This is a genomic window from Aestuariibaculum scopimerae (assembly GCF_059428085.1).
The window spans coordinates 1,005,012-1,029,590 of sequence record NZ_CM182089.1 but is presented as its reverse complement, the minus strand read 5'-3'; the positions used below and the strand labels follow the sequence as shown (position 1 = coordinate 1,029,590).

25 protein-coding genes are annotated in these 24,579 nt (G+C 37.5%); 14 read left to right on the top strand and 11 right to left on the bottom strand.

Annotated elements, in window-relative coordinates; all coding sequences use genetic code 11:
* The first annotated feature begins 52 nt into the window (after window positions 1-52).
* Window positions 53-2,287, top strand: a complete 2,235-nt coding sequence (locus AC5SR4_RS04580) for a TonB-dependent receptor (protein WP_495358358.1) — start codon at window positions 53-55, stop codon at window positions 2,285-2,287.
* 115 nt (window positions 2,288-2,402) lie between these two features.
* On the opposite strand, the gene AC5SR4_RS04575 is transcribed toward AC5SR4_RS04580, so the two are convergent.
* Window positions 2,403-2,828, bottom strand: coding sequence for a Rieske (2Fe-2S) protein (locus AC5SR4_RS04575; RefSeq protein ID WP_495358357.1), 426 nt, complete (start codon window positions 2,826-2,828; stop codon window positions 2,403-2,405).
* A 164-nt stretch (window positions 2,829-2,992) separates the two neighbouring features.
* Here AC5SR4_RS04575 and greA point away from each other — a divergent pair, with 164 nt between their 5' ends.
* Window positions 2,993-3,466 (top strand): transcription elongation factor GreA, encoded by a 474-nt coding sequence (gene greA / locus AC5SR4_RS04570; RefSeq protein ID WP_495358356.1) that lies wholly within the window; start codon window positions 2,993-2,995, stop codon window positions 3,464-3,466.
* Between the two features lie 19 nt (window positions 3,467-3,485).
* Entirely contained in the window at window positions 3,486-3,878 is a 393-nt protein-coding gene (locus AC5SR4_RS04565; protein WP_495358355.1) for an HIT family protein, read from the top strand.
* Here the strand turns inward: AC5SR4_RS04565 and AC5SR4_RS04560 are convergent.
* Window positions 3,875-4,228, bottom strand: a complete 354-nt coding sequence (locus AC5SR4_RS04560; RefSeq protein ID WP_495358354.1) for a hypothetical protein — start codon at window positions 4,226-4,228, stop codon at window positions 3,875-3,877. The genes AC5SR4_RS04565 and AC5SR4_RS04560 overlap by 4 nt on opposite strands.
* Window positions 4,229-4,230: 2 nt before the next feature.
* Window positions 4,231-5,382, bottom strand: a complete 1,152-nt coding sequence (locus AC5SR4_RS04555; protein WP_495358353.1) for a sensor histidine kinase — start codon at window positions 5,380-5,382, stop codon at window positions 4,231-4,233.
* A gap of 121 nt (window positions 5,383-5,503) precedes the next feature.
* Here AC5SR4_RS04555 and AC5SR4_RS04550 point away from each other — a divergent pair, with 121 nt between their 5' ends.
* The 4 genes from AC5SR4_RS04550 (at window position 5,504) to AC5SR4_RS04535 (ending at window position 8,515) form a co-directional block, all read left to right on the top strand.
* A complete protein-coding gene (locus tag AC5SR4_RS04550; RefSeq protein WP_495358352.1) occupies window positions 5,504-6,373 on the top strand; it encodes a flavin reductase family protein in 870 nt (289 codons plus the stop codon).
* Window positions 6,374-6,419: 46 nt separating this feature from the next.
* The gene (locus AC5SR4_RS04545; RefSeq protein ID WP_495358351.1) at window positions 6,420-6,797 is read left to right on the top strand and encodes a DUF3127 domain-containing protein; all 378 of its coding nucleotides are present in this window, start codon (window positions 6,420-6,422) and stop codon (window positions 6,795-6,797) included.
* An 88-nt stretch (window positions 6,798-6,885) separates the two neighbouring features.
* A complete protein-coding gene (gene aat / locus AC5SR4_RS04540) occupies window positions 6,886-7,512 on the top strand; it encodes a leucyl/phenylalanyl-tRNA--protein transferase (protein ID WP_495358350.1) in 627 nt (208 codons plus the stop codon).
* Window positions 7,513-7,729: 217 nt separating this feature from the next.
* Entirely contained in the window at window positions 7,730-8,515 is a 786-nt protein-coding gene (locus AC5SR4_RS04535; protein ID WP_495358349.1) for a polysaccharide deacetylase family protein, read from the top strand.
* Between the two features lie 224 nt (window positions 8,516-8,739).
* On the opposite strand, the gene AC5SR4_RS04530 is transcribed toward AC5SR4_RS04535, so the two are convergent.
* Window positions 8,740-9,312 carry a DNA-3-methyladenine glycosylase I gene (locus AC5SR4_RS04530; protein WP_495358348.1) on the bottom strand — a complete coding sequence of 191 codons (573 nt, stop codon included), beginning with the start codon at window positions 9,310-9,312 and terminating at the stop codon, window positions 8,740-8,742.
* Window positions 9,313-9,391: 79 nt separating this feature from the next.
* On the opposite strand from AC5SR4_RS04530, the gene AC5SR4_RS04525 reads away from it, so the two are divergent.
* Window positions 9,392-10,009: a thioredoxin family protein gene (locus AC5SR4_RS04525; RefSeq protein WP_495358347.1), complete on the top strand. Its 618-nt coding sequence runs from the start codon at window positions 9,392-9,394 to the stop codon at window positions 10,007-10,009.
* Here the strand turns inward: AC5SR4_RS04525 and AC5SR4_RS04520 are convergent.
* The 6 genes from AC5SR4_RS04520 to AC5SR4_RS04495 all read right to left on the bottom strand — a co-directional run bounded on the left by AC5SR4_RS04520 (window position 9,993) and on the right by AC5SR4_RS04495 (window position 14,615).
* Entirely contained in the window at window positions 9,993-10,643 is a 651-nt protein-coding gene (locus AC5SR4_RS04520; protein WP_495358346.1) for a hypothetical protein, read from the bottom strand. The two genes, AC5SR4_RS04525 and AC5SR4_RS04520, sit on opposite strands and share 17 nt — an antisense overlap.
* A 132-nt stretch (window positions 10,644-10,775) precedes the next feature.
* The gene (gene truB, locus AC5SR4_RS04515) at window positions 10,776-11,468 is read right to left on the bottom strand and encodes a tRNA pseudouridine(55) synthase TruB (protein ID WP_495358345.1); all 693 of its coding nucleotides are present in this window, start codon (window positions 11,466-11,468) and stop codon (window positions 10,776-10,778) included.
* A 63-nt stretch (window positions 11,469-11,531) separates the two neighbouring features.
* Entirely contained in the window at window positions 11,532-12,329 is a 798-nt protein-coding gene (locus AC5SR4_RS04510) for an undecaprenyl-diphosphate phosphatase (protein ID WP_495358344.1), read from the bottom strand.
* Complete coding sequence (locus tag AC5SR4_RS04505) at window positions 12,329-12,583, bottom strand: DUF3098 domain-containing protein (RefSeq protein ID WP_495358343.1); 255 nt, start codon at window positions 12,581-12,583, stop codon at window positions 12,329-12,331. The genes AC5SR4_RS04510 and AC5SR4_RS04505 overlap by 1 nt, the downstream gene beginning before the upstream one ends.
* 143 nt (window positions 12,584-12,726) lie before the next feature.
* Complete coding sequence (locus AC5SR4_RS04500) at window positions 12,727-13,605, bottom strand: cell division protein FtsX (RefSeq protein WP_495358342.1); 879 nt, start codon at window positions 13,603-13,605, stop codon at window positions 12,727-12,729.
* A 77-nt stretch (window positions 13,606-13,682) separates the two neighbouring features.
* On the bottom strand, window positions 13,683-14,615 hold the full coding sequence (locus tag AC5SR4_RS04495; RefSeq protein ID WP_495358341.1) for a DMT family transporter: 933 nt from the start codon (window positions 14,613-14,615) through the stop codon (window positions 13,683-13,685).
* 204 nt (window positions 14,616-14,819) lie between these two features.
* Here AC5SR4_RS04495 and leuS point away from each other — a divergent pair, with 204 nt between their 5' ends.
* The 6 genes from leuS (at window position 14,820) to AC5SR4_RS04465 (ending at window position 22,947) form a co-directional block, all read left to right on the top strand.
* Window positions 14,820-17,633 (top strand): leucine--tRNA ligase, encoded by a 2,814-nt coding sequence (gene leuS, locus AC5SR4_RS04490; protein ID WP_495358340.1) that lies wholly within the window; start codon window positions 14,820-14,822, stop codon window positions 17,631-17,633.
* A 2-nt stretch (window positions 17,634-17,635) separates the two neighbouring features.
* The gene (locus AC5SR4_RS04485; protein ID WP_495358339.1) at window positions 17,636-17,887 is read left to right on the top strand and encodes a SemiSWEET family sugar transporter; all 252 of its coding nucleotides are present in this window, start codon (window positions 17,636-17,638) and stop codon (window positions 17,885-17,887) included.
* Window positions 17,888-18,122: 235 nt separating this feature from the next.
* Window positions 18,123-19,223, top strand: coding sequence for an alanine dehydrogenase (ald, locus tag AC5SR4_RS04480; protein ID WP_495358338.1), 1,101 nt, complete (start codon window positions 18,123-18,125; stop codon window positions 19,221-19,223).
* A gap of 155 nt (window positions 19,224-19,378) precedes the next feature.
* Entirely contained in the window at window positions 19,379-20,074 is a 696-nt protein-coding gene (locus AC5SR4_RS04475; protein ID WP_495358337.1) for a zinc metallopeptidase, read from the top strand.
* A gap of 76 nt (window positions 20,075-20,150) precedes the next feature.
* Window positions 20,151-21,920 (top strand): MutS-related protein, encoded by a 1,770-nt coding sequence (locus AC5SR4_RS04470; RefSeq protein WP_495358336.1) that lies wholly within the window; start codon window positions 20,151-20,153, stop codon window positions 21,918-21,920.
* Between the two features lie 247 nt (window positions 21,921-22,167).
* Complete coding sequence (locus AC5SR4_RS04465) at window positions 22,168-22,947, top strand: amidohydrolase (protein ID WP_495358335.1); 780 nt, start codon at window positions 22,168-22,170, stop codon at window positions 22,945-22,947.
* Here AC5SR4_RS04465 and AC5SR4_RS04460 read toward each other — a convergent pair.
* Window positions 22,934-24,538, bottom strand: coding sequence for an Ig-like domain-containing protein (locus tag AC5SR4_RS04460; protein ID WP_495358334.1), 1,605 nt, complete (start codon window positions 24,536-24,538; stop codon window positions 22,934-22,936). The two genes, AC5SR4_RS04465 and AC5SR4_RS04460, sit on opposite strands and share 14 nt — an antisense overlap.
* Window positions 24,539-24,579: the final 41 nt, after the last annotated feature.

The window sequence follows — 24,579 nt, the reverse complement described above, 5'->3', positions numbered from 1 at the left end:
ACAACAAAGAATAATTACCTCTTTTTATTCGATTATAATTTATTTAATCGATATGAAAAATTTATTCAAAAATTTGTCATTCTTGCGAAGGCAGGAATCTCATCAAAAGCGAATTTTGGGCTTTTTAGCATTTTTAATCTTATTAAGTGCCAATGCACAACAAAATCAAACCCAGCAAGATTCCACAAACCTAGAAACACTAGATGAAGTTTTAGTGAATGCGGTTCGTGTAAAAGCAACATCGCCCATTACACATTCCAATGTTACAAAAGAAGCTTTAGAGAAACGTAATTTAGGTCAAGACTTACCTATTTTACTAAACTATTTGCCATCTGTTGTAACAACAAGTGATGCAGGAGCAGGGGTAGGTTATACAGGAATAAGAGTTCGTGGTGTTAGCGCACAGTCTACCAACGTAACCATTAATGGCATTCCGTATAACGATACAGAATCACTGGGGTCGTTTTGGGTGGATTTGCCAGACTTTGCATCATCAGTAGAAAGCTTGCAATTGCAACGCGGTGTAGGTACCAGTACTAATGGGTCTGGAGCTTTTGGGGCGAGTATCAATATTTTAACCGATGCCATCTCAAATACAGCCAGTGCTGAAATTTCCAATGCATTTGGTAGTTATAATACCAGAAAGCATAACGTTAAATTTAGTACAGGTCTTATTAACGAGCATTTTGAATTATCTGGAAGGTTATCACAAATTAATTCTGATGGTTATGTAGACCGGGCCTCATCCAATTTAAAGTCATACTTCTTACAAGGCGCATATAAAGACGACAATACCTTAATTAAAGCATTGGCCTTTGGTGGGTATGAAGTTACTTATCAGGCTTGGAATGGTATTGATGCCGATACTTTGGCAACCAACAGAACCTTTAACCCTTCTGGTATGTATACCGATGAAAATGGAGCCACACGGTTTCATGACAATGAGGTGGACGATTACAAACAGGACCACTTCCAATTGCATTGGAGCGAACGCTACAATAACAACTGGTCTACAAACTTAGGCTTAAATTACACCTATGGTAGGGGCTTTTTTGAGCAGTATAAAGAAGATGAGGATTTTGCCGATTATAACCTAGATGAAATCACCATAGGAGGCGAAACCATTAATACCACAGACTTAATTAGGCGTCGTTGGTTAGATAATGATTTTTATGTAGTTAATGCTAGTGCGAATTACAAAAAGAACATGTTAGATTTAAACTTTGGGGGGTCTTACAGCAGTTATATTGGTGACCATTTTGGTGAAATTATTTGGGCACGTTACGCCAGCAATTCTGAAATTGGCGACCATTACTACAATGGGCAAGGAAAGAAAAAGGACTTTAGTGTATTTGCCAAAGCCACTTATCGCCTTAATGATAGGGTGAGTTTGTATGGCGACTTACAAATGCGCTTTATCAATTATAAAACAACGGGCTTAACATCTGATAGAGTCAATATGCTGATTGATGAAAACTATAATTTCTTTAATCCAAAAGCAGGAATTACATACGAGTTGGATAGTAACAATAATATGTATCTCTCGTATGCCAGAGCAAATCGAGAACCCAGTCGTGGCGATTTTGAAAACAACCCCAACATTAAGCCAGAACAGTTAAATGATTTTGAATTGGGATGGCGACATAACAAACAAAACTACCGTATAAGCGCCAATGCTTATTATATGTTATACAATGAACAGTTGGTGTTAACGGGAGCACTAGATAATACAGGCTCGCCCATTAGGGCCAATAGTGGCAATAGTTACCGTTTAGGGTTGGAAATTGATGGGGCCGTACAAATTACCAAACAGTTTGCTGTTCAGCCAAACCTAACAATCAGCTCTAATAAAAATAAAGAAACCATTGTACAGCAAGATGGGGCTTTGGTTAATCTGGGAAAAACAAACATTTCATTTTCACCAGAACTGGTGGCAGCCAATGCTTTTGTATACCAGCCTGTAACAGACCTGCAATTATCGTTTTTAAGTAAATATGTAGGTGAACAGTTTATGGGGAATACCGATTCTGAAGTGTCCAGATTGGATAGTTATTTTGTGAATGATTTTAATATCACGTATGAAATCAAACCCAACAGAATCTTCAAATCCATCCTGCTTTCAGGCTTGGTAAACAATATCTTTGGAGAAACATATGTGTCTAATGGATATTACTATACTTATGATGACACATGGACAGACCCAAATACTGTAACCACAATAGAAGGGGCGGGATATTACCCCCAAGCAACAACCAATTTTTTGTTGGGAGCTACATTAAAATTCTAATTTAGTTAAAGCGCCAGAGGAGCGGTATATTAAATACAAATAATACGTCGCTCCTCCGGAACTTTATAAATATGCTAAATAATTATTATATCATTAGGCTGTATTAAATGGCATATTAGTTTGAAACAAACAATACATTCCCATTTTTTTCAACACGGTAATTTCTTAAGCTACAAGGCAGGGCTACTTCACCCAAAGCTTGTCCAGTAACTAAGCTATAGGTATTGCCATCATCACAACCGCAGGTAGCTTCCAGTCCAGAAATATCAAGTACAGAGCAGGCGCTGGGCACATGGTTAGGGTCGGCAGCATCCCAAGCCAAATAATCGGCTCCAGTATAGGCTACAATAACACCTCTATTGCCATAATTGGGTTCATAAATAGCATTGCCCGCAAATTGTAGTTGGCTGTATTTAGGATAGCTTAAATCCATAGAAAGATTCACTCCAACATTTAAAAGGTATTTGCAGTTTTCATGCTCTTGATTGCCACTGCAGGTTAATAACAGGCTAAAACTTAATAGGTATATATAGGATTTCATCTTCACAAAAATAACCACTTGCAATTTACAATAAAAAGCAAATTCATTAAATATTTTGTATATTTGTTATCTAATCTCGTTTATACGGGATTTTTTTGTTTGCTGAACCTGTTGCCTTAAGGCAAGCTTGATTCAGCATCTTTTTATTATTAAACGATGAAGTTATGAGTAAAGTATCATACTATACACCTGAAGGATTAAAAAAATTAAGAGCAGAGTTAAATCACCTTAAAGATATAGAGCGCCCAAAGGCCTCACAAGCCATAGCAGAAGCTAGGGATAAAGGTGATTTAAGTGAGAATGCAGAATACGATGCAGCTAAAGAAGCCCAAGGCTTACTTGAAATGAAGATATCAAAATTAGAGGAAACGCTGTCCAATGCGCGTCTTATTGATGAATCGCAGTTAGATACCTCCAAAGTATTAGTGCTATCTAAGGTGAAAATTAAAAATCAAACCAATGGCAAGGAAATGACCTATACTTTGGTGGCAGAGAGTGAAGCTAATTTAGCAGCAGGAAAAATTTCAGTAAATTCCCCCATTGGTAAGGGTTTGTTGGGAAAATCAGTTGGCGATGTGGCCGAAATTCAAGTGCCCAATGGCGTTATGAAATTTGATATTATAGAAATTTCCCGATAGGTTAAATCTGCTATATATTATGGCTTCAATTTTTACAAAAATAGTTCAAGGTGAAATACCCTGTTATAAAATTGCTGAAACCGATGCGTTTCTTGCGTTTTTAGATGTTAACCCCAACAGTAAAGGGCATACCCTGTGTATCCCCAAGCAGGAGGTCGATAAGATTTTCGATTTAGATGAGGCTACCTACACAGGCTTAATGCAATTTTCAAGGCGTGTTGCTTTAGCAATAGAAAAAACCATACCCTGTAAACGTGTAGGCATTTCGGTTATTGGTTTAGAAGTACCACATGCCCACGTACATTTAATTCCTTTACAAAGTATGGAAGATGCACGCTTTCTTAAAAAAGAACCTATGGACCAAGAAGCATTTCAAGAAGTGGCCCGTAGTATAAGTGCAAACTTTATTTAAGTACCATGTATTGTATAAACTATTGCTACAACAGCAATAGCAATAAAAAAAAGTGCAGTAATAATAATCCAAGAGGTTTTCTTTAAATAAGTAGAAGGTTTCTTGGGGGTAATGGCTTTTTGGTGGTATTCAAAAACCTGCTCAATATCGTCTCGCCATTGTACAGGGTAAATCATGTTGTTGCAGGTTCTGCAATCAATTTCATGTGTAATATTAGAAGTAATAGACTTATAAAAAGGTGTTTCAATAAACTGTTGCTTAAAAGTTAAGCGTAACCCGTCTTTACTGTAACATTCAGGGCAGTTATTGTGTAAGCTAACTTCTTTAATAGTAACAAATTTCTCAGCCATAATTAAGCGCGTTTTAATGTAATTTGTATGGTAGTGCCTTTGTTTATTTCAGATTGTAATACCTTAATCTTCCCATCGTGGAATTCTTCAATAATACGCTTAGTTAAAGAGAGCCCTAGTCCCCAACCGCGCTGTTTAGTAGTATAACCAGGATCAAATATTTTATTAAAATGGTTTTTAGGAATGCCTTTTCCAGTATCGGTTACACTCACTTTTATGTTATTTTCCAGCTGCGAAATTTCAACAACCAGTTTACCTCGTCCTTTCATGGCATCAATGGCATTTTTAACCAGGTTTTCAATGGCCCAACTGTAAAGTTGTTTGTTTAAATGTACTAAAATTTCATCTTCTGGGGTAATGATTTTAAAATCTATCAAGTCAGACGAGCGTGCCTTCAGATAATCATAAGAGTTAATGGTTTCAGTAATAATATCTACAATTTCCAATGTGGGCACAGAACCAATTTTACTAAATCGCTCAGTAATGGTTTGCAGTCTATCTATATCCTTTTCAATTTCAATAATATAGTTGGCATTTACTTGTTCGCTTTTTAAAATTTCGGTCCAACCAATTAAAGATGACAAGGGCGTACCAATTTGGTGGGCCGTTTCCTTGGCCATGCCGGACCATAGTTTGTTTTGAGTTGCGTTTTTATTACTTCGGTAAAAGAAGAAAATTACCGCGCCAAATAAAAATACAATGAGTAATAGGGCTAAAGGATAGTATTTCAATCGGTTTAGTAAAGGTGAGTTTCCATAGTAAATAGTACTTACAACACTATCACCAAACTTAACAGGTATGGGTTTGTTTTCCTGTTCAAATCTTGAAACCAGTTTTTTAACGTAATCCGGATTTGATATTTTGGTTTCATCTAAATTATTGTAACTACTCAAGCTACCATCCTCGTTTATTACCAGCATGGGCGTAGTTTTATTGCTGTGAAGCACCTTAAGGGTAAGGTCTAAATTGGCATTAGTGTTGTTAGAATTTATTAAATCGGTTTGTGCAAACGACCAATTTTCCATTTTAGTGCGCTCTTCTTCTTTAAAGTGTTGAAAGAATTCATACGTTTTCCAAAGGATTAAAGACACAATCACAAAAGATGCCACTATAATAAACCAACGTAAAGCGTTACTATGCTTAGTAAAATTCATTGTTAAATAATTGGTATGTAATATAATGTAAATCTGTTAATATTATTGTTTAAGATGTTAGCAAAATGGTTTTTAGTTACAAAATAGATTGGTTACATTTGCTTAAATTTTAACGTTGTTAATGCTATCAATAGATCCAAAAGGCTTACAAACCAGTAAATTACATAGTTATTTATTAAGTGCTGTTGCACCAAGGCCCATTGCATTTGCCAGTACCATAGATGCTAATGGAAATGTCAATCTATCGCCCTTTAGCTTTTTTAATGTGTTTAGTGCCAATCCGCCTATATTGATTTTTTCGCCATCACGACGCGTTAGGGATAATACCGTTAAGCATACACTTAATAATGTTAAAGCAGTCAATGAAGTTGTAATAAACGTTGTGAATTTTGATATGGTACACCAAATGTCCCTGGCCAGTTCAGAATTTCCTGAAGGTATTAACGAGTTTGAAAAGGCGGGCTTAACCATGTTAAAATCAGATATTGTAAAACCGTTTCGTGTGGCCGAATCACCTGTGCAATTAGAGTGTAAGGTTAATGATGTAATAGCTTTAGGAACCGAAGGTGGTGCTGGAAACCTAGTAATTTGCGAAGTGGTAAAATTACATATAGATGAAGATGTGCTAAATGAAGATCAAACCATAAATCAAAGTAAACTGGATTTGGTAGCTAGGGCCGGTGGTAGTTTTTACAGTCGTGCCAAAAAGGGCTTTTTTGAAATCCCAAAACCCATATCTACTGTTGGTATAGGAGTAGATAATTTTCCAGAGGAAGTAAAGCACAGTATGGTTTTAACAGGGAACGATTTGGGCATGCTGGGCAACGTAGAAAGCTTACCCAAAGAAGAAGATGTTAAAGCGTTCATAGAAGATATAAGCAAGCGTTACCCCAACATAAAAACAGCCACGCATAGGGAAAAGCACAAACTGGCTCGTAATTATTTAAGTTTTGGTGATGTTGCGAGTGCTTGGAAAATATTACTAAGTTAGTGCTCATAAAAATGAAGTTTAATAAATTAGATATAAATAGAAATCAATGGAAGTTCAAGGAAGTATAAAAATGATAGGAGAAACCCAAACATTTGGTAACAATGGGTTTAGAAAAAGAGAAGTTGTAGTAACTACAGAAGAGCAATACCCACAGCATATTATGGTGGAGTTTGTGCAAGATAAAACCGATTTGTTAAACAATTTTGAAGTTGGCCAACAAGTAAAGATCAATATTAATCTAAGAGGAAGAGAATGGGTAAACCCACAAGGCGAAACCAAATATTTTAATTCCATTCAAGGTTGGAGAATAGAAGCTATTCAAGCCGATGCCCCTGGCGATAATATACCTCCTGTGCCACCGGCAGATGCATTTGAGCCTGCAGGCGATTTAAATGAAGACGATCACGACGATTTACCATTTTAATGCCTATGGCATTAACCAATATAAAAGACCTCCTCGTTAATATATTCGTTAATATTAACAAGGAGGTTTTTTTATTTTTACAATCGTTATGCAATACCTATCAAACGATATATGGTTTCCAAATGTTTCGTTAGCCAGTAAAGAAGGCTTGCTGGCCCTTGGTGGCGATTTGTCTGCAAAACGATTAATACACGCATACAAACATGGTATTTTCCCTTGGTTTAGTGAGGGCGAGCCCATTTTATGGTGGTCTCCAAACCCCAGATTTGTTTTGTTTCCAGAAAAGCTTAAAATCTCAAAAAGCATGAAACAAATACTGCGAAAAAAAGCATATACCGTAACCTTTAACCAAGACTTTAATGCTGTAATTACACAGTGTTCCAAAATAAAAAGGGAGGGGCAGACAGATACTTGGATTACCAAAGACATGATTGAGGCCTATAAAAACCTTCACAAGCTTGGCTATGCAAAATCAGTTGAGGTTTGGCAAAACAATGTATTAGTAGGGGGCTTATATGGTATAGATGTAGGTAATGGCGTTTTCTGCGGCGAAAGCATGTTTGCCAAGGCCAGTAACGCCAGTAAAGTAGGCTTTATAACATTGGTACAAACCATCAATTACAAGCTTATAGATTGCCAAGTACAAACCACCCACCTAGAAAGCTTAGGAGCAGAAGCCATTTCCAGAGACCAGTTTTTAGAGTATTTAAAATGATTGCACAAAAAACTTTATCTTGTAAAGCATAAAATTAAGTGCATGAGAAATCTAGAATTTAATCACTAAAAATATATACCCCATGATTATTAATTAACTTATAGAATAGAGATAGAGACGAAATTCAGGGCACTAGGTAACAGTTGTAAACTTAGAATGAGTACACAAGAGTAAGAAATCTAACAGCGAAGCGGTCTAATATCTAAAAGAATAACAAATGAAACATTTTTTTACAGCATTTACCATCTTAGTGGCGTCCCTTTCAGTAAGCGCTCAAATTTTAAAGCAAGCCATTCCAGATAAATTGGTAGTACTAACGTTTGATGATGGTTGTGCCAGTCATTATTCCATTGCAGCACCCCTGTTAAAACAGTACCAATTCAATGCAACGTTTTATGTATGTGAGTTTCCACCAAACTATCAAGATTCTACAAAATATATGACTTGGCATCAAATTAAAGGACTTTCAGATAGAGGTTTTGAAGTAGCCAACCATACCCTAACGCACCAAAAAATCAATAAAATAACCAATGCCGAATTTATAGAACAAGTAAAAGCCATAGAGCGTAAATGTGTGGCTATGGGTATAGCAAAACCCACATCGTTTGCATATCCAGCATACGATTTAAACCCAACTGCTCTAGAAACGCTTCAAGAATTAAACTATAAATATGCCCGAGCAGGTGGTGGCCGTCCCTACAACCCTTTAGAAGACCATCCGTACCTAATACCCAGTTGGGCCATGAAAGCAGACAATAAAGAGGTCATTGTAAACGCCTTTAACCAAGCAAAAAATGGTAACATTGTAGTAATAACCATTCACGGTGTACCCGATATAGAGCACCCTTGGGTAAATACCCCGCCAGAATTATTTAAAGAACATCTTCAGTACTTATCAAATCACGGTTTTAAGGTCATATCCATAGAAGACCTAGATGATTATATAGACGTAAAAAAGGCAAAAGAGCTCTTAAAGCCAGATTTTACGAAAGTATTGAAATAACGAGGCAATTAATTGCATATGTCGTTACGGTAAACCGTGCTAATATATTAGTGACATTAAGAAAGCGCCATGGTATTTTTATGCCGTGGCGTTTTTGTTAAAACGACCACGCCTGAACGCCGCGGCGTTCACCGCACAACGCCACCGAGAACACCCGTGAACGGCAAGGCGTTCACAGCACATCTCTTAGCCCTTGTAAACACTAGGGATTTAAGAGGTTTTTCTTAAACTTCATCATACCTAAAACACCCAACCTCATGGTCGTTTACCATACCCGTGGCTTGCATATGTGCATAGATAACGGTAGAGCCCACAAACTTAAAGCCGCGTTTTTTTAAATCCTTACTCAAAGCATCACTTAAAGCCGTAGTAGGTGGGGCCTTTCTAAAATCGGGCCATTTGTTTTTAATGGGCTTACCATCTACAAAGCCCCAAATGTACTTGCTAAAACTGCCAAAGGTATCCTGTATCTTCATAAAAGCCTGTGCATTGGTAACCGTAGCCTTTATTTTTAATCTATTCCTAATAATGCCCGCATCCAACAAAAGCCGATCTACATCATCCTGGGTGTACTGTGCAATCTTTTTATAATCAAACCCATCAAAAGCAGCCCTAAAGTTTTCACGTTTGCGGAGTATGGTAATCCAGCTTAAGCCCGCTTGAAACGTTTCTAGAATTAAAAACTCAAACAACGTAGCATCATCATAAACCGGAACGCCCCATTCCTGGTCGTGGTAAGCCTCATATAACGGATCGCCCACGCACCAACCACATCGATGTTTTTCCTTAAAAACCATGATAAAAGTCATTTTAATTACCACACCAAGATACTACTTTTGGATATCATCTTAATAATTTCATTACAAAATATACATCATGGATACTATATTAGCACATAGCTTGCAACGCAGTATGTCATATCAAGCTTATAGGGAATTAGTGAAGCGGTTGGCTGATGATAATACTACAACAGGCCTGGAAAAAACACCCTCGCAGGTTAAAGTTACCAAACTGAACGACAGGCGCATGAGGCGTTGGGATAAGACCTTAAAAATTCCTGAAGCATCCAAAAAACAGATTTTGGAATTTAACCATTATGTTACTTGGTTGGTTATTACCGAAAGTTGGTGTGGCGATGCTGCTCATGTATTGCCAGCACTCAATAAGATTGCAGAACTGAATAACTTTATTGATTTAAGGATTGTACTACGTGATGAAAACCCAGAGTTAATGGACCAATTTTTAACCTATGGTACCAGGTCTATACCAAAACTTATTATTATGGATGCCCAAACAGGTTTTGTGTTAAACACCTATGGCCCACGACCCACAGAAGCTACGGGTTATGTAAACCGTTTTAAGGCTATGTACGGGAAGTTGTCACCAGGGTTTAAAGAAGATTTGCAACATTGGTACAATAACGACAAGGGTAAAAATATTATTAAGGACGTTACAGAAATACTGTGCCAGTTAGAGCCTAATGTTTGCCTATAAAATTAAAGGTAATAGAGCCAAGTTGCGTTTTTTTAGAAGCATCTTCACTAAATACGGCTTCTTTGGCATATTCTAACGCATGATCAATTAAACATTGGTTGCTAGAGGTAGAAGCATTGTTTACATAAGCATCTATAACCTTGCCTTGGGCATTAACGGTAATATTAATAACAATTTTTCCGCCATATTCGCATAAGTAAATAGGTGTGGGCATGTAATAATGCGTGCGTCCAACCAACGAATAGTGCATGGTGCTTTTAGTGTTAGCACCCTCACTTTGTTGTTTTTTTAACAGCTCGTTTACCTTACTAAAAGCCGATAGCTCCTCGTCCTTAATAGCATGGTCTGCCGTAAAGGATTCATCAAGTGTTTGGGTATTTTGGTCGTTGCCAGTATCATCACTCGGCTTAGGAACATAATCCTCTGGTGGTGCAATGGTTTTATAGGCCTGTGCAAAACGACTGTGTGTTTGGGTTTCATTAAAAGCTTGATTGGTTTCAGCTTTGGCGTTGTTGGCGTTGTTTAGCTGTTCCAAGGCCTCCAACACCTTTATTTCCTCTTCAGTTAAAGGTTCCTCGGGCTCTAGCTCATAATAACTTTCAGCTACCAATTCATTTTGCTTTTTTATGCTCAAATTGAAGACAGTGAGCACTATGGTTCCTGTTAAAAGAAACGTAATTAATAGGGCTTTATGTTGATCTGTTAGGTGCAAATCTGTACAAGTTCTGGGGTTTTATTCGTCACAATATACGTAAAATAAAGCAATTTAGTTGTTAAGGTTTTCTATAAACGCCTCTAGGGTTACGGCATGATCCACGCTAAAATCACCAATTTTGGTACGCCTTAGTGCCGATAAATGTGCTCCAGAGTGGAGTGCTTTTCCAAAATCGTTGGCCAAAGAACGTATGTAAGTACCCTTGCTACAAACCACTCTAAAATCAACCTGCATGTCGTTAATACCAGTAATTTCAAAAGCGTCTATATGGACTGTTCTGGGTTTAATGTCTACATGCTCGCCTGCTCTTGCAAACTCATAAAGCCGTTTACCATCCTTTTTAATGGCTGAAAATACAGGGGGATATTGTGCAATGGCACCCAAAAATTGTTTTGTAGTGTCTTTAATTAAAGTTTCGGTGATATGGTGGGTGGGGTAGGTGTGGTCAATAGCCGTTTCCAAATCAAAAGAAGGCGTGGTGCTTCCCAAAACAAAGGTGCCCGTATATTCTTTAACTTGCCCTTGAAATATATCAATATCTTTTGTTTTCTTGCCCGTGCATATCACTAATAATCCCGAGGCCAAGGGGTCTAGAGTGCCGGCATGGCCTACTTTAATTTTTTTAAGTTTAAAGGCCTGTTTAAGTTCCCAACGCAGCTTGTTAACCACTTGAAACGACGTCCATTGCAACGGTTTATCAATTAATAACACTTGCCCAGAAAGATAATCTTCAGCAGTTTTCATTTTATTCTGTTGTTAAGTTGCTAGTTGTAGAGTTGTTTATTTGTTAGTAATCCAATAATTTAATCATTCAACAAACAAAGCAAACCCGATGGCAATCATGCCAACAATAGCACAGTAAATGGCAAAATAAGTAAGCTTGCTCTTTTTTACAAGGGCTATCATCCAGGTACAGGCAAATAACCCCGCAATAAAGGCTGCTACAAAGCCAATGGAAAGGGCCATAAAATTGTTGCTTTGGTAATTAAGATCACCACTTAAAATATCTTTAGCAATTTTACCAAATATTAAGGGAACTACCATTAAAAACGAAAAACGCGCTGCTTTCGTTTTGTCATTTCCCAATAATACTGAAGTTGAAATGGTTGCGCCAGATCGGGATATGCCCGGTAGCATGGCTATGGCTTGTGAAATACCTATAACAAAAGCATTTTTAAAAGACACTTTTTTTTGGGTATCCTTTGCCCTATCAGCAAGAAACAAGAGCACTGCTGTAATAATAAGCATGGCGCCCACCAACAGGATGTTGCCTCCAAAAAGCTGTTCCAGTTGTTCCTCAAAAAATAAGCCTACTACAACAGCGGGAATCATAGAAAGGGCAATTTTTGCAATAAATTGTAAATCGTCGTTCCACTTAAACTGTAAAACCCCTTTAATTAAGGCTAAGATGTCCTTTCTAAATACAACCAAGGTGCTTAATGCGGTAGCAAAGTGTAGAACAACAGTAAATAATAAGCTGTCTTGAGGCATGGAATGGTCGCCCAAAATGGCTTTGCCCAATTCTAAATGGCCGCTGGACGACACAGGTAAAAATTCAGTAAGTCCTTGAATAATACCAAGGATAATAGCATCAATAGTATCCATTACTGCTTATCAGGGTTCAATAAAATGGCATAGACTTGAATGCCAAACCCAATAAGAACCAACATGGGCGCTAAGCGTATGCGTCTAAAACTAAAGATTTCAGGATTAAAAACATTGGGATCGTCACTGCCCCCTCCGGCCATTAAAATAAAACCCAATGCAATACAAGCAAGGCCAATAAACATGAATTTATAGTTTTTCTTTCCAAATATAAACACACTTTTTGTGGCTTCTTTTCGTTTTTGTTCTCCCATAATCGATTTATAAGTGATGGTGCAAATTAATATTTTTATTTAAAAAGCGTATGTTAATTTTATTTTTCTTTAGCCTTTAGCCTTTAGCCTTTAGCCTTTAGCCTTTAGCCAGAAGCTAGCAGCCAATATCCAACAGCCAACAGCTAATAATAAAGTTCATCTGTACGCAAGTTCAAAAAGCGCTGTGTGGCAATATGGGTGCTTATCCAGGTAATCATGATGCCCAGGGCAAATACAAAGGTAAAAAGGAATACAATTAAAATAGGAGTGTTTAGTAGCCCGAGGTCTGGGAAGGTTCTGTTAACATAATACAGCACAATAGCCATGCCTATTAAAGCTAAAACAGCGCCAATAACCCCCAAGCGAACACTTTTCCAAACAAAGGGGCGTCTAATAAACTGTTTAGTGGCCCCCACCATTTGCATGGTTTTAATGGTAAACCGTTTAGAGTAAACAGCCAGCCTAATGGAACTGTTAATCAGCAACACAGCAATAAGCGTGAAAATACCACTAATGACCAACACCCAAAAACTGATTTTTTTAACGTTGTCGTTCATTAGGTTTACCAGATCATTATCATAAGTTACTTCCTCTACAAAGTCCTTGGCAGCAGCTTCGGCCGATATTTTCTCAAGGCGTTCTGAAGTCACAAAATCAGCTTTTAAATGGACATCTATGGAGTTTTGCAGTGGGTTATAGCCCAAAAAGTCCATGAAGTCCTCGCCATTTTCGGCTTTCATAAATTCGGCGGCCTGTTCTTTAGAAACATATTCGGTAGATTTAACATAGTCTGCCATTGTTAAGCCCTTTTCAAGTTGTTTAATTTCAACTTCTTTAGCCGAGTCTTTTAAGTAGATGGTTAAAACCACTTGTTCTTTAAAATGGTCAGACACCTTTTTGGCATTTAAAACCAGCATGCCCAATAATCCTAATAAAAATAACACCAAAGCAATACTCAGTACTACTGAGAAATAGGATGAAATTAGTCTGCGTTTTTGATGTTTCTCAAAGGATGAACTCATATATATAAGATTATTGACGTAAAAATAATATTTAAGTTTTAAAGTTTAAAAGTTAAATGTTTAAACTTTCAATATCGTTATTTATTGTTAAGCTTGTTTAGATCTTTTTTTTTTGGCTTGCTAATAATATACACGCCTATAATAACCATTAAGCAACTTAATATTTTTACAATGCCAATATCTTGGGTGTATTCACTACTCATGAGCACATAGGCATAAAAGCTTACCATAACAAAACTAACAACGGGTTGCAGGTATATATAACTGCTATTTACCGATGGCGATAAGTAATTAAGTGCATACACATTAAACAAGTAAGCAAAAAAGGTTGTAAACAATAAAATATAGCCTACAGATAAGTAGGTGCCCAGGGTAAAAGCTTCAAAATCGGTAGCAAGTAAATTATTAATACCGATGGGGAAAACATAAAAAAGTCCGAATAAAAATATCCAACTAATAACTGTTAAGGCATGGTATTTTTTCATGAGTGTTTTAGCCACAATAAGGTATAGGCCATAACTACAAGCATTTAATAGCACAAACAAGTTTCCTAAAAAAGAACTATTGCCAACGGCTGTATTACCATACAAGATAAGGGCAATAGCGCCAATGCCTCCAATAATAATGCCTAGTAATTTATTTTTGGTAATGGATTCTTTAAGAATAAGATAGCTAAACACCAAAACAATAACCGGGGTTGTGGTCATGATAATAGAAGCATCAATAGGTGATGTTAAACTAATACCATAAAAAAACAATAATTGGTTGGCAGCAGCCCCAAGAAAGCCACAAAGTGCTAGTTTGAATAAATCTTTCCGATCAATAGATTCCTTAACAAATAGAAATTTAATGATCCAAAATAAAAGGGTACAAGATATCAGACGAATTAATACCATAGCAGATGGGTTTATCTTATCTGGCATAATGCCCTTGGCAATCATGTAATTGGCACCATAAATAACATTGGTTCCTAACAATGCCAAATGGGCTTTGGTGGTATTTTTTATCAAATTCAGGAAATATGTTAATACGGCGAAATTACAAATTGCTTTTTAAACGCAACCCACTAACAACATATATTTTATGTCCTGATTGCTATTGAATCCAATAACTTAAGGCACTCTAGTCACTTTAAGCAAAACTATAGCAACAAAACCCTTTCTGTTTTCTTTAGAAAACGTAAATTTGCGCTTTCAAAAGCGGAAAACTTTACCATGCAGTACAATTTCAACGAGATAGAAGCCAAATGGCAAAAATATTGGGCAGAAAACCAAACGTTTAAAGCTGAGAATAACTCAGAAAAACCCAAGTATTATGTGTTGGATATGTTTCCTTACCCAAGTGGTGCAGGTTTGCATGTGGGGCACCCATTAGGGTATATTGCTTCTGATATTTATGCCCGTTACAAGCGCCATCAAGGATTTAATGTATTGCATCCGCAGGGTTATGATAGTTTTGGGTTGCCTGCTGAGCAATATGCCATACAAACGGGGCAACATCCTGCATTGACAACCGAGGCAAATATAAAGACCTACCGCCGTCAACTAGATCAGATTGGCTTTTCGTTTGATTGGTCGCGCGAAGTACGCACATCGGATCCTGATTATTATAAATGGACCCAATGGATTTTTATTCAACTGTTTGAGTCTTGGTATAACAAGGATAGTGATAAGGCAGAATCTATAGAAACCTTAATAAGCATGTTTGCTTCTCAAGGTAATGCCCATGTTAACGCCGTGTGCGATGATGCCGTTGAGGTGTTTTCAGCAGAAGCCTGGAATGGGTTTAACACTGTAAAGCAACAGGAAATATTATTACAATATCGATTGACCTATTTAGCTGAAACCGAAGTGAACTGGTGCCCAGCATTGGGAACAGTATTGGCGAATGATGAAATTGTAAATGGCGTTTCCGAGCGTGGAGGCCATCCGGTAATTAGAAAAAAAATGACCCAGTGGAGTATGCGTATCTCGGCCTATGCAGAACGTTTACTTCAAGGATTGGAGACCATAGATTGGACAGATTCCTTAAAGGAAAGTCAGCGTAACTGGATAGGGAAATCTGTGGGAGCGCAGGTGGAATTCAAAATTCAGAATTCTGAATTCAGAATTTCAGTATTCACCACTCGGCCCGATACCATCTTTGGTGTGAGTTTCATGACCTTGGCGCCCGAACATGAATTGGTTTCAAAAATCACGACACCAGAGCAAAAGGCCGAAGTAGAAGCCTATATAGAAGCAACGGCAAAACGCAGTGAACGAGACAGGATGGCCGATGTAAAAACCATTACCGGCGCCTTTACCGGCGCTTATGTAGAGCATCCATTTACCAAAGCCCCCATTCCTGTGTGGATTGGCGATTATGTATTGGCTGGCTACGGTACCGGCGCTGTAATGTCTGTGCCTTGTGGCGACCAACGGGATTATGATTTTGCTAAACATTTCAATATTCCAATTCCCAATATTTTTGAAGGTGTGGATATTTCAGAAGAAGCTTTTGCCGATAAAGAGAAAACCATTATTGCTAACAGCGATTTCCTAAACGGTCTATCATATAAAGAAGCTACCCAAAAGATTATTGAAGCTTTAGAAGCCATTGGACAAGGCCAAGGGAAAACCAATTACCGTTTACGCGATGCTGTGTTTAGTCGCCAACGTTATTGGGGTGAACCTTTCCCTGTATACTATGTGAATGGCATGCCGCAAATGATAGCTACCGAGCATTTACCCATTAAATTGCCGAAAGTAGAAAAATATTTACCTACCGAAACAGGCGAGCCCCCATTGGGAAACGCTACTGTTTGGGCTTGGGACATTGAGACAAACACTGTAGTAGAGAATAACAAAATTAACCATACTACTGTGTTTCCATTAGAACTAAACACCATGCCCGGATGGGCAGGCAGTTCGTGGTATTTTAACCGCTACATGGACGCCCATAATAACAACGCCTTTGCCAGTCCAGAAGCTTTGAACTACTGGAAAGATGTAGACCTGTACATAGGCGGGAGCGAGCATGCTACTGGACATTTACTGTATTCGCGCTTTTGGCAGAAATTTTTGTTTGACAAAGGCCTTGTACCTGTTGATGAATATGCTAAAAAACTGATTAACCAAGGTATGATTTTGGGGACTAGTGCGTTTGTTTACAGGGTAGAAGGCGAAAATAAATTTTTGTCTAAAGGTCTTGTTAAAGATGAAAAGGTACAAGCTATTCATGCTGATGTGTCTTTTGTAAATGCATCCGATGAATTGGACATAGAAGCCTTTAAAAACTGGCGTGACGAGTTTAAGGATGCCGAGTTTGTTTTAGAATCAGGTGTTTATAAAGTAGGTCGCGATGTTGAAAAAATGTCCAAATCCAAATACAACGTCGTAAATCCCGACCAAATTTGTGAACAATACGGTGCCGATAGCCTACGCCTATACGAAATGTTTCTAGGGCCTTTAGAACAATACAAACCCTGGAACACAGCAGGCATCACTGGGGTGCATGGTTTCCTTAAAAAGCTTTGGAAACTATATGTAGGAGCCAATGGGTTAAACGTTTCTGACGCTGCACCAAGTAGCGAAGCCTTGAAAACCCTGCACAAAACCATTAAGAAGGTGCAGGAAGATATTGAAAATTTCTCATTCAACACTTCGGTATCTACTTTTATGATTGCGGTTAACGAGCTCACGGCCCAAAAGTGCACTAGTAAAGCCATTTTAGAGCCTTTATTGATTTTAATATCGCCCTATGCGCCGCACATTGCAGAAGAATTGTGGCAACAATTAGGACACAATACATCCATTTCAATAGCAGCGTTTCCAGCGTTTGATGAAAGCTATTTAGTAGAAAGTTCAAAAAACTATCCCATCTCATTTAATGGAAAAATGCGATTTACATTAGAATTACCATTAGATATGAGTAAAGAAGCTATAGAAGAAACTGTATTGGCACATGAAAAAACACAAGAACAGTTGCAAGGGCGTACCCCTAAAAAGGTAATTGTAGTTCCCGGTAAGATTGTCAATATCGTTGGATAAATATGGAGATTATTGGATTTATTGCAGCTATACTTACAACAGCTGCCTTTTTACCCCAAGTATATAAAACGTGGCAAACCAAAGACGTTTCGGGCTTGTCTTTGCCCATGTTACTCCTGTTTTTTGTTGGCGTTTTTATGTGGTTGGTCTATGGCTTTTTAAAAGAAAGTCCGTCCATAATCTTTGCAAATGCCATTACCATTGTTTCTGCATTTATACTCGTGTATTTTAAAGTAAAATATCATAAACGATAGCGCCATTAGCATCTAGTATGTCCTGTTGAATAATATGTAACAAATTCCTAGTAAATCGATATATTTTATTTAATTGCTAATAAAACGTTAAATACGTTAGCAATATTTCAAATAAAACGGAGATTTGTGCCCTGAAATTAAACGCAATAAATTACTTTTGTATGTGTTTAAAATCAATTAAAAAAATTTAAGTAGGTGTTCCTTGTGAATATTTAAAAACAATAAAAAGAAGCATATGATAATTGGTGTTCCTATTGAAATTAAAAATAACGAGAATAGAGTAGGCATGACACCTTCTGGGGTGTTTGAGCTTACCAAAAGAAACCATACCGTTTATGTACAAAAAAATGCGGGATATAACAGTGGTTTTTTAGATGAAGATTATACGGGTGCAGGCGCTACTATTTTAGAAACTATTGAAGAAATATACGATGTGGCCGAGATGATTGTTAAGGTAAAAGAACCTATTGAAGAAGAGTACAGTTTAATTAAACCCAATCAGGTTGTGTTCACGTATTTTCATTTTGCTTCAAGTGAAGCACTTACCAATGCCATGATTGAAAGCAATTCGGTATGTATTGCTTATGAAACTGTAGAAGATGCCGATGGAACTTTGCCGTTATTGATACCGATGTCTGAAGTGGCAGGAAGAATGTCCATTCAACAAGGTGCCAAATATCTAGAAAAGCCTATTATGGGGCGTGGTATTTTACTTGGTGGTGTACCAGGTGTGCCACCGGCCAAGGTTTTAATTTTAGGAGCTGGTGTAGTTGGTATTCAAGCCGCTAGAATGGCTGCTGGATTGGGTGCCAATGTTTTTATCATGGACATTAACATGAAGCAGTTGCGTTATGTTAGCGATGTAATGCCCAATAACGTTATTAGTGAATTTTCTAGCGAATACAATATTAGAAAGCATATTAAAGATTCCGATTTAATTATTGGTGGTGTACTAATTAAAGGCGCTAAAGCACCTAAATTAATTACCAAGGACATGCTAAAAGAGATGCGTCCTGGTACCGTAATGGTAGATGTTGCTGTAGACCAAGGCGGTTGTTTTGAAACAACAAGACCAACAACCCACCAAGAGCCAACTTACATTATTGATGAGGTAGTACATTATAGTGTGGCCAATATGCCAGGAGCTGTACCTTATACTTCTACCATGGCCTTAACAAATGTTACCTTGCCATACGTTATTAAGTTAGCCAATGAAGGTTGGGAGAAAGCATGTGAACAAAATCCATCTTTAGCTAAAGGGTTAAATATTGTTCATGGTAAAATTGTTTATAAAGAAATTGCCGAGGCCTTCGATTTAGAGTTTGCCGAGGCATAGTAGTGATTCCCATAATTAACTGTAAAGACGCTGTTTAATAAAATACTTTTAAACAGCGTTTTGTCATTTAAAAGGGGATTTATGACATAATTACATCTATTTAAAACTGGCTTTATTTTTGATATATTTAATTCATAAACGATAAAAGCAAAAAAATGATTGGATATTATATATTGTTGGGCGGGATAACCCTTATAAGTTGGATGGTGAGCAGTACGCTAAAGCGTAAATTTGATAAATACTCTAAGGTGCAATTACGTAATGGCATGAGTGGTGCCGAGATAGCCGAAAAAATGTTGGCAGATCACGGTATTTATGATGTAAAAGTGATATCAACACCTGGGCGCTTAACCGATCATTACAATCCAAAAAACAAAACGGTTAATTTAAGCGAGTCTGTTTATAACCAACGTAACGCAGCTGCAGCAGCTGTTGCTGCCCACGAATGTGGTCATGCTGTACAGCATGCTAAAGCCTACAGTTGGTTGCAAATGCGCTCGGCATTAGTACCCGTTGTTAGTGTAACTTCCGGAATGTCGCAATGGGTTGTTCTTGGAGGTTTAATACTGGGGGCCGCTGCAGGATTTGGCTTAGGATATTATATTGCCGTTGCAGGATTGCTCATGATGGGGTTTGCTACCCTTTTCAGTTTTATTACACTTCCAGTAGAATATGATGCCAGTAACCGGGCCCTGGCATGGTTAAAAAATAAAAACATGGTGTCGCAACAAGAATATGCCGGCTCGGAAGAGGCCCTTAAATGGGCCGCTAGAACCTATTTGGTGGCCGCCATAGGTGCCCTAGCATCTTTAGTGTATTGGGCACTTCAAGTTCTAGGAGGAAGAGATTAACAATGTTAAATATAAATTAAAAGCCCTGAGCAAGTTCAGGGCTTTTTTGTTTCTTTACTTTTTCAATCAAAATAACATGGAACATCCATTAGCATATTACAAAAAGCACTTAGCGCAATATAAAACCCAAGTACAAAAGTTTTATAGGCGTATGACAGGGCTAAGTACCGTAAGAGTATTGATATTTGCCTTAACTGGCTTAGGCATTTATTTAAGTTTTGGTTATTGGCAAGTAGCCGTCGTAATTGGTGTTTTGGGTAGTGCTGTGTTTTTATATGTCCTGTCTTTATATAATGATGCTAAGGCCAAAAGAAAATTTAATGAGGCTTTGGTGGCAATTAATGAGGCAGAGATACAGATAATTTCAGGAGACTTTTTTAGCAGGGATGAAGGGTTGCAATTTCAAGACCCTAACCACTTTTACAGTTTGGATATTGATTTGTTTGGGCATGGGTCGTTTTACCAGTACATGAACCGAACAACCAGTAAAGAAGGTGCCCAAAAGCTGGCGGATGCCTTAAAAGCAAATGATATTGAGGGTATTGTGGCACGCCAAGAGGCTATAAAAGTGTTAAGTTCTAAACCAAAATGGCGCCAACATTATGCGGCTACATCCAGTTTGGTATCGGTAGAAACTCCAGCTGTACAAATCATAGCATGGTTGCAAGGCTACAAACCTTTTTTGCCAAGCGTTATGCGGTTTTTGCCCATAGTGTTTGCCATAGCATCAAGCCTGTTATTGGGACTTACAATATTTAATATAATACCTCCAGCATTTATAGGGTATTGGCTGCTTATTGGATTGGGCATAACAGGACGTTTTGTAAAGAAGATAAACCAGTTATCTTCCAATTCTGACAAAGTAAAAGAGACCTTCAAGCAGTACGCCCTGCTTTTAAATTTGATTGAAAAGGAATCATTTACATCAAAATTGTTGCAGCATAAGCAACAAGCTATTCAGCAAGAAGGAAAAAAAGCATCTGTTATTTTTAAAGACCTATCAAAAGCGTTGGATGCTTTAGATAATAGAAACAACTTAATTGCTGCTGTTTTTGGGAACGGTTTGGCATTGTCTGATATAAAAAACAGCTATCACATTGAGCAATGGATAAAAGCGCATGCCGATAAAGTGGCAGAATGGTTTGAAGTGGTTTCGTTTTTTGATGCGTATAATGCCTTGGGAAATTTTGCCTTTAACCATCCCGATTTTGTGTTTCCTGAAATTGTAAATACCCGCACAGTGATAAAAGCGGAAAGTTTGGGACACCCCTTGCTAAATAAAGAAAAACGTGTAGCAAGTGATGTAACGATTCACAATGAGCAGTTTTTTATAGTAACTGGCGCAAATATGGCAGGGAAAAGCACTTTTTTACGAACGGTATCATTGCATATAGTTATGGCCAATATGGGTTTGCCTGTTTGTGCCAAAGCAAGTGTGTATTCGCCAGTTAGACTAATTACCAGTATGCGAACCACCGATTCGTTAACAGATGATAGTTCGTATTTCTTTTCAGAATTAACCCGATTAAAATATATAGTTGAAGCTATTAAAAAAGCCCCTTATTTTATTGTTTTGGATGAAATTTTAAAGGGGACCAACAGTACTGATAAAGCCATTGGTTCTCGCCAGTTTGTAGAAAAATTGGTGGCCCATCATGCCACTGGCATCATCGCAACACACGATTTAAGTTTGTGTGAGATAGAAAAAGACCAAAAAGCTATTAAGAACTATTACTTTGATGCTGAAATTATTGATGATGAGCTCTATTTTGATTATACGTTAAAGGAAGGCATTTGCAAAAACATGAATGCCTCTTTTTTACTCAAGAAAATGGAAATTATTTAATGCATGGCACTTGTTTGAGAAAAGTAGACCACTTCTCCCTAGGGAAGTAGGTCACTACACGAGGGGGAAGTGGTGTGCTACACACACGAGTAGTAGCCTATTTGCCTTTAAGCGTATAGACCAAACGCCGCCTGCGTATAGCCTATACGTAGTTAGTCGTATAGTCTTTACGAAGCAAAGCCATAATTTGTAATTTTGTAATAGACAGGTTTAAATATTTTTGACACTTTAAAAACTAAATAAACATATGCAAGAACAGCTTAAAGTTGCTTTAATTCAATCTGATTTGGTATGGGAAAACCCTAAACAAAACCGTAAAGATTTTGAAGAGAAAATAGAGGGTATTACAGAAGCCTTTGATGTTGTAGTGCTTCCTGAAATGTTTTCTACGGGATTTACTATGAATGCCGCTGCTGTGGCCGAAACAATGGATGGAAAAACGGTGTTGTGGATGCAAAAAATGGCCGCAAAAACAGGCGCAGCCATAGTTGGTAGTTTGATTATTGTTGAAGATAAAAAATATTACAACCGACTGCTTTTTGTTGAACCCGATGGTGTTACAACCGTTTACGACAAGAAGCACACCTTTACATTGGCAGGGGAGGATAAAGTGTTTTCTAAGGGCCATAAAAAGGTGGTTTTAGAGTATAAAGGTTGGCGCATTTGCCCTTTGGTTTGTTACGATTTAAGATTTCCCGTATGGGCCAGGAATGTTGAAAATTATGATGTATTGATTTATGTGGCCAATTGGCCAAAACCAAGAATTTTAGCTTGGGATGCCCTATTAAAAGCAAGGGCCATAGAAAATGTAAGTTATGTGGTTGGCGTTAACCGTGTGGGTCTGGACGAAGCACAAAATGAATATTCCGGTAGCTCGGCCGTTTACGATACTTTAGGAAACGCTATAACAAGCATAAAACCTAACAGAGAGCAAATAGAAGTGGTTGCCTTAGAGCGGAGTCATATAAACTATTACCGTAACAAATTGAAGTTTTTACAGGATAAAGACCCCTTTATTCTGCAATAAATTGGAGTGTTTCTGGATAACCCCAATCGGCTCTTACTTCAATTTCCTTAAAATGACTAACACGCTCGGGCTGTATTTTTTTAAGATAGTTGCCCGTATCGTACTTGCCATTGCCATTGGCATCGTGTATAACCCTAATAAAATAGACACTAGGGGGTAAGTTTAAAAAGTCTACAGTACCTTCTTCTGTTACATATTGCTCCTCCTTTACCGTGCCATTTTCTGCTGTTAGTTGGATAATAAGTGGATAACTGGCGTTTACTAACGTAAACCTTACAAAACCAAAATCTGAAGCTTTTTTGGTTCTAATAGTATAATTTAGGGTATCTACATTTTTATCATTAAAAAAGTCTGTAAAGGTTTCAGGTAGTATCGTTAGATTATAACTATTCTCTAGGGTCTTATTGAAATGGAAGGTGTATATGTTATTAATGGAATCATATACCGTATTAAAATCAATTTTTAAAGAATCTTTATCTATGAGGCTTACTTTGGAAGCATCAAAATAAGAAAAAGGAATGCTCCCTCTTATTTCAAATGGTGTGTCTATAGACCCTGAAGACACTGGTTTTATAGTTAAGGAATCTCTTTTTTGATTCCTTATTTTTACAGTGTAATCCTTTGAGAAAGTGGGGTGAGACACTCTAAATCGCAAGGAATCAACTTCCAACTTGGGTTTGTACCAGTAATAGAGGGTATCTGCCTTTTCGTCTTTGGTAATACGGTGTTCAAGATTGCTAAGCGTATCTGAAAGGATGTTGATCTTTACATGGTCATAGCTTCCTTCATATCCAAAGGCAATTTTTTCGCCAGCAACCATAAGCGGCCTAACGGCTTTAAAATCGATATTCTCAGAAAACATTCTAAGCGTGTAAACAGAGTCTGTGGGCACTTCAATAAAACTTTTGTAAAACCCAATCTGATCGGTTTTTTGCTGAAATTTGTTATCGCCATTACCATCTTTTAAAGCCATGAGCATATACTTGCCAGCTTTAATGTTTTCTATAGAAAATGTTGTAACACTATCTAACGTGTTGGTTATATATTTAGGGGTTTCTTTATAGATTATAGAGTCGTTAAATGTAGAATCAACTTCGTAAAGTGCCACATTTATAAAAGTTTCGGGCTTTCTATATATGGCATCAACAATATTACCATTAACAGTGAGCGAATCGATATAATCCCCTGTTGAAAACACATATCTATAATACGGGTAGGGATTCCCTTCATTATTATCGGTTATACTATTTCCAAAATTAAAGGCGTATGTTGTATTGGGTTGAAGTGTGTCGTAAATTTTAATGGTAATGTATTTACTGGCACCACCCAAAGGTGTTACTTCGGGTTGGTTTTTCATGGGCGGTGAAATAATAAGTTGTTTTTGAAGGTCCTTAATTTTAATATACTCATCAAAATACACTCTAATTTCTTTGCCTTTAAAGTTAGTGGTGTAGTTTTCGGGGATGGATTTAATAATTTTTGGAGGTGTAACATCTTTAGGGCCGCCTTCTGGATTGCCACGGTTGGCACAATTTGCCAAAACCAAGCCTATAAGTGCCATTAAAATAAACTTTGAAAAGGTTTTATACATTACCAATTTTAAATTATTCCACAAACCTACATAATTTTAGA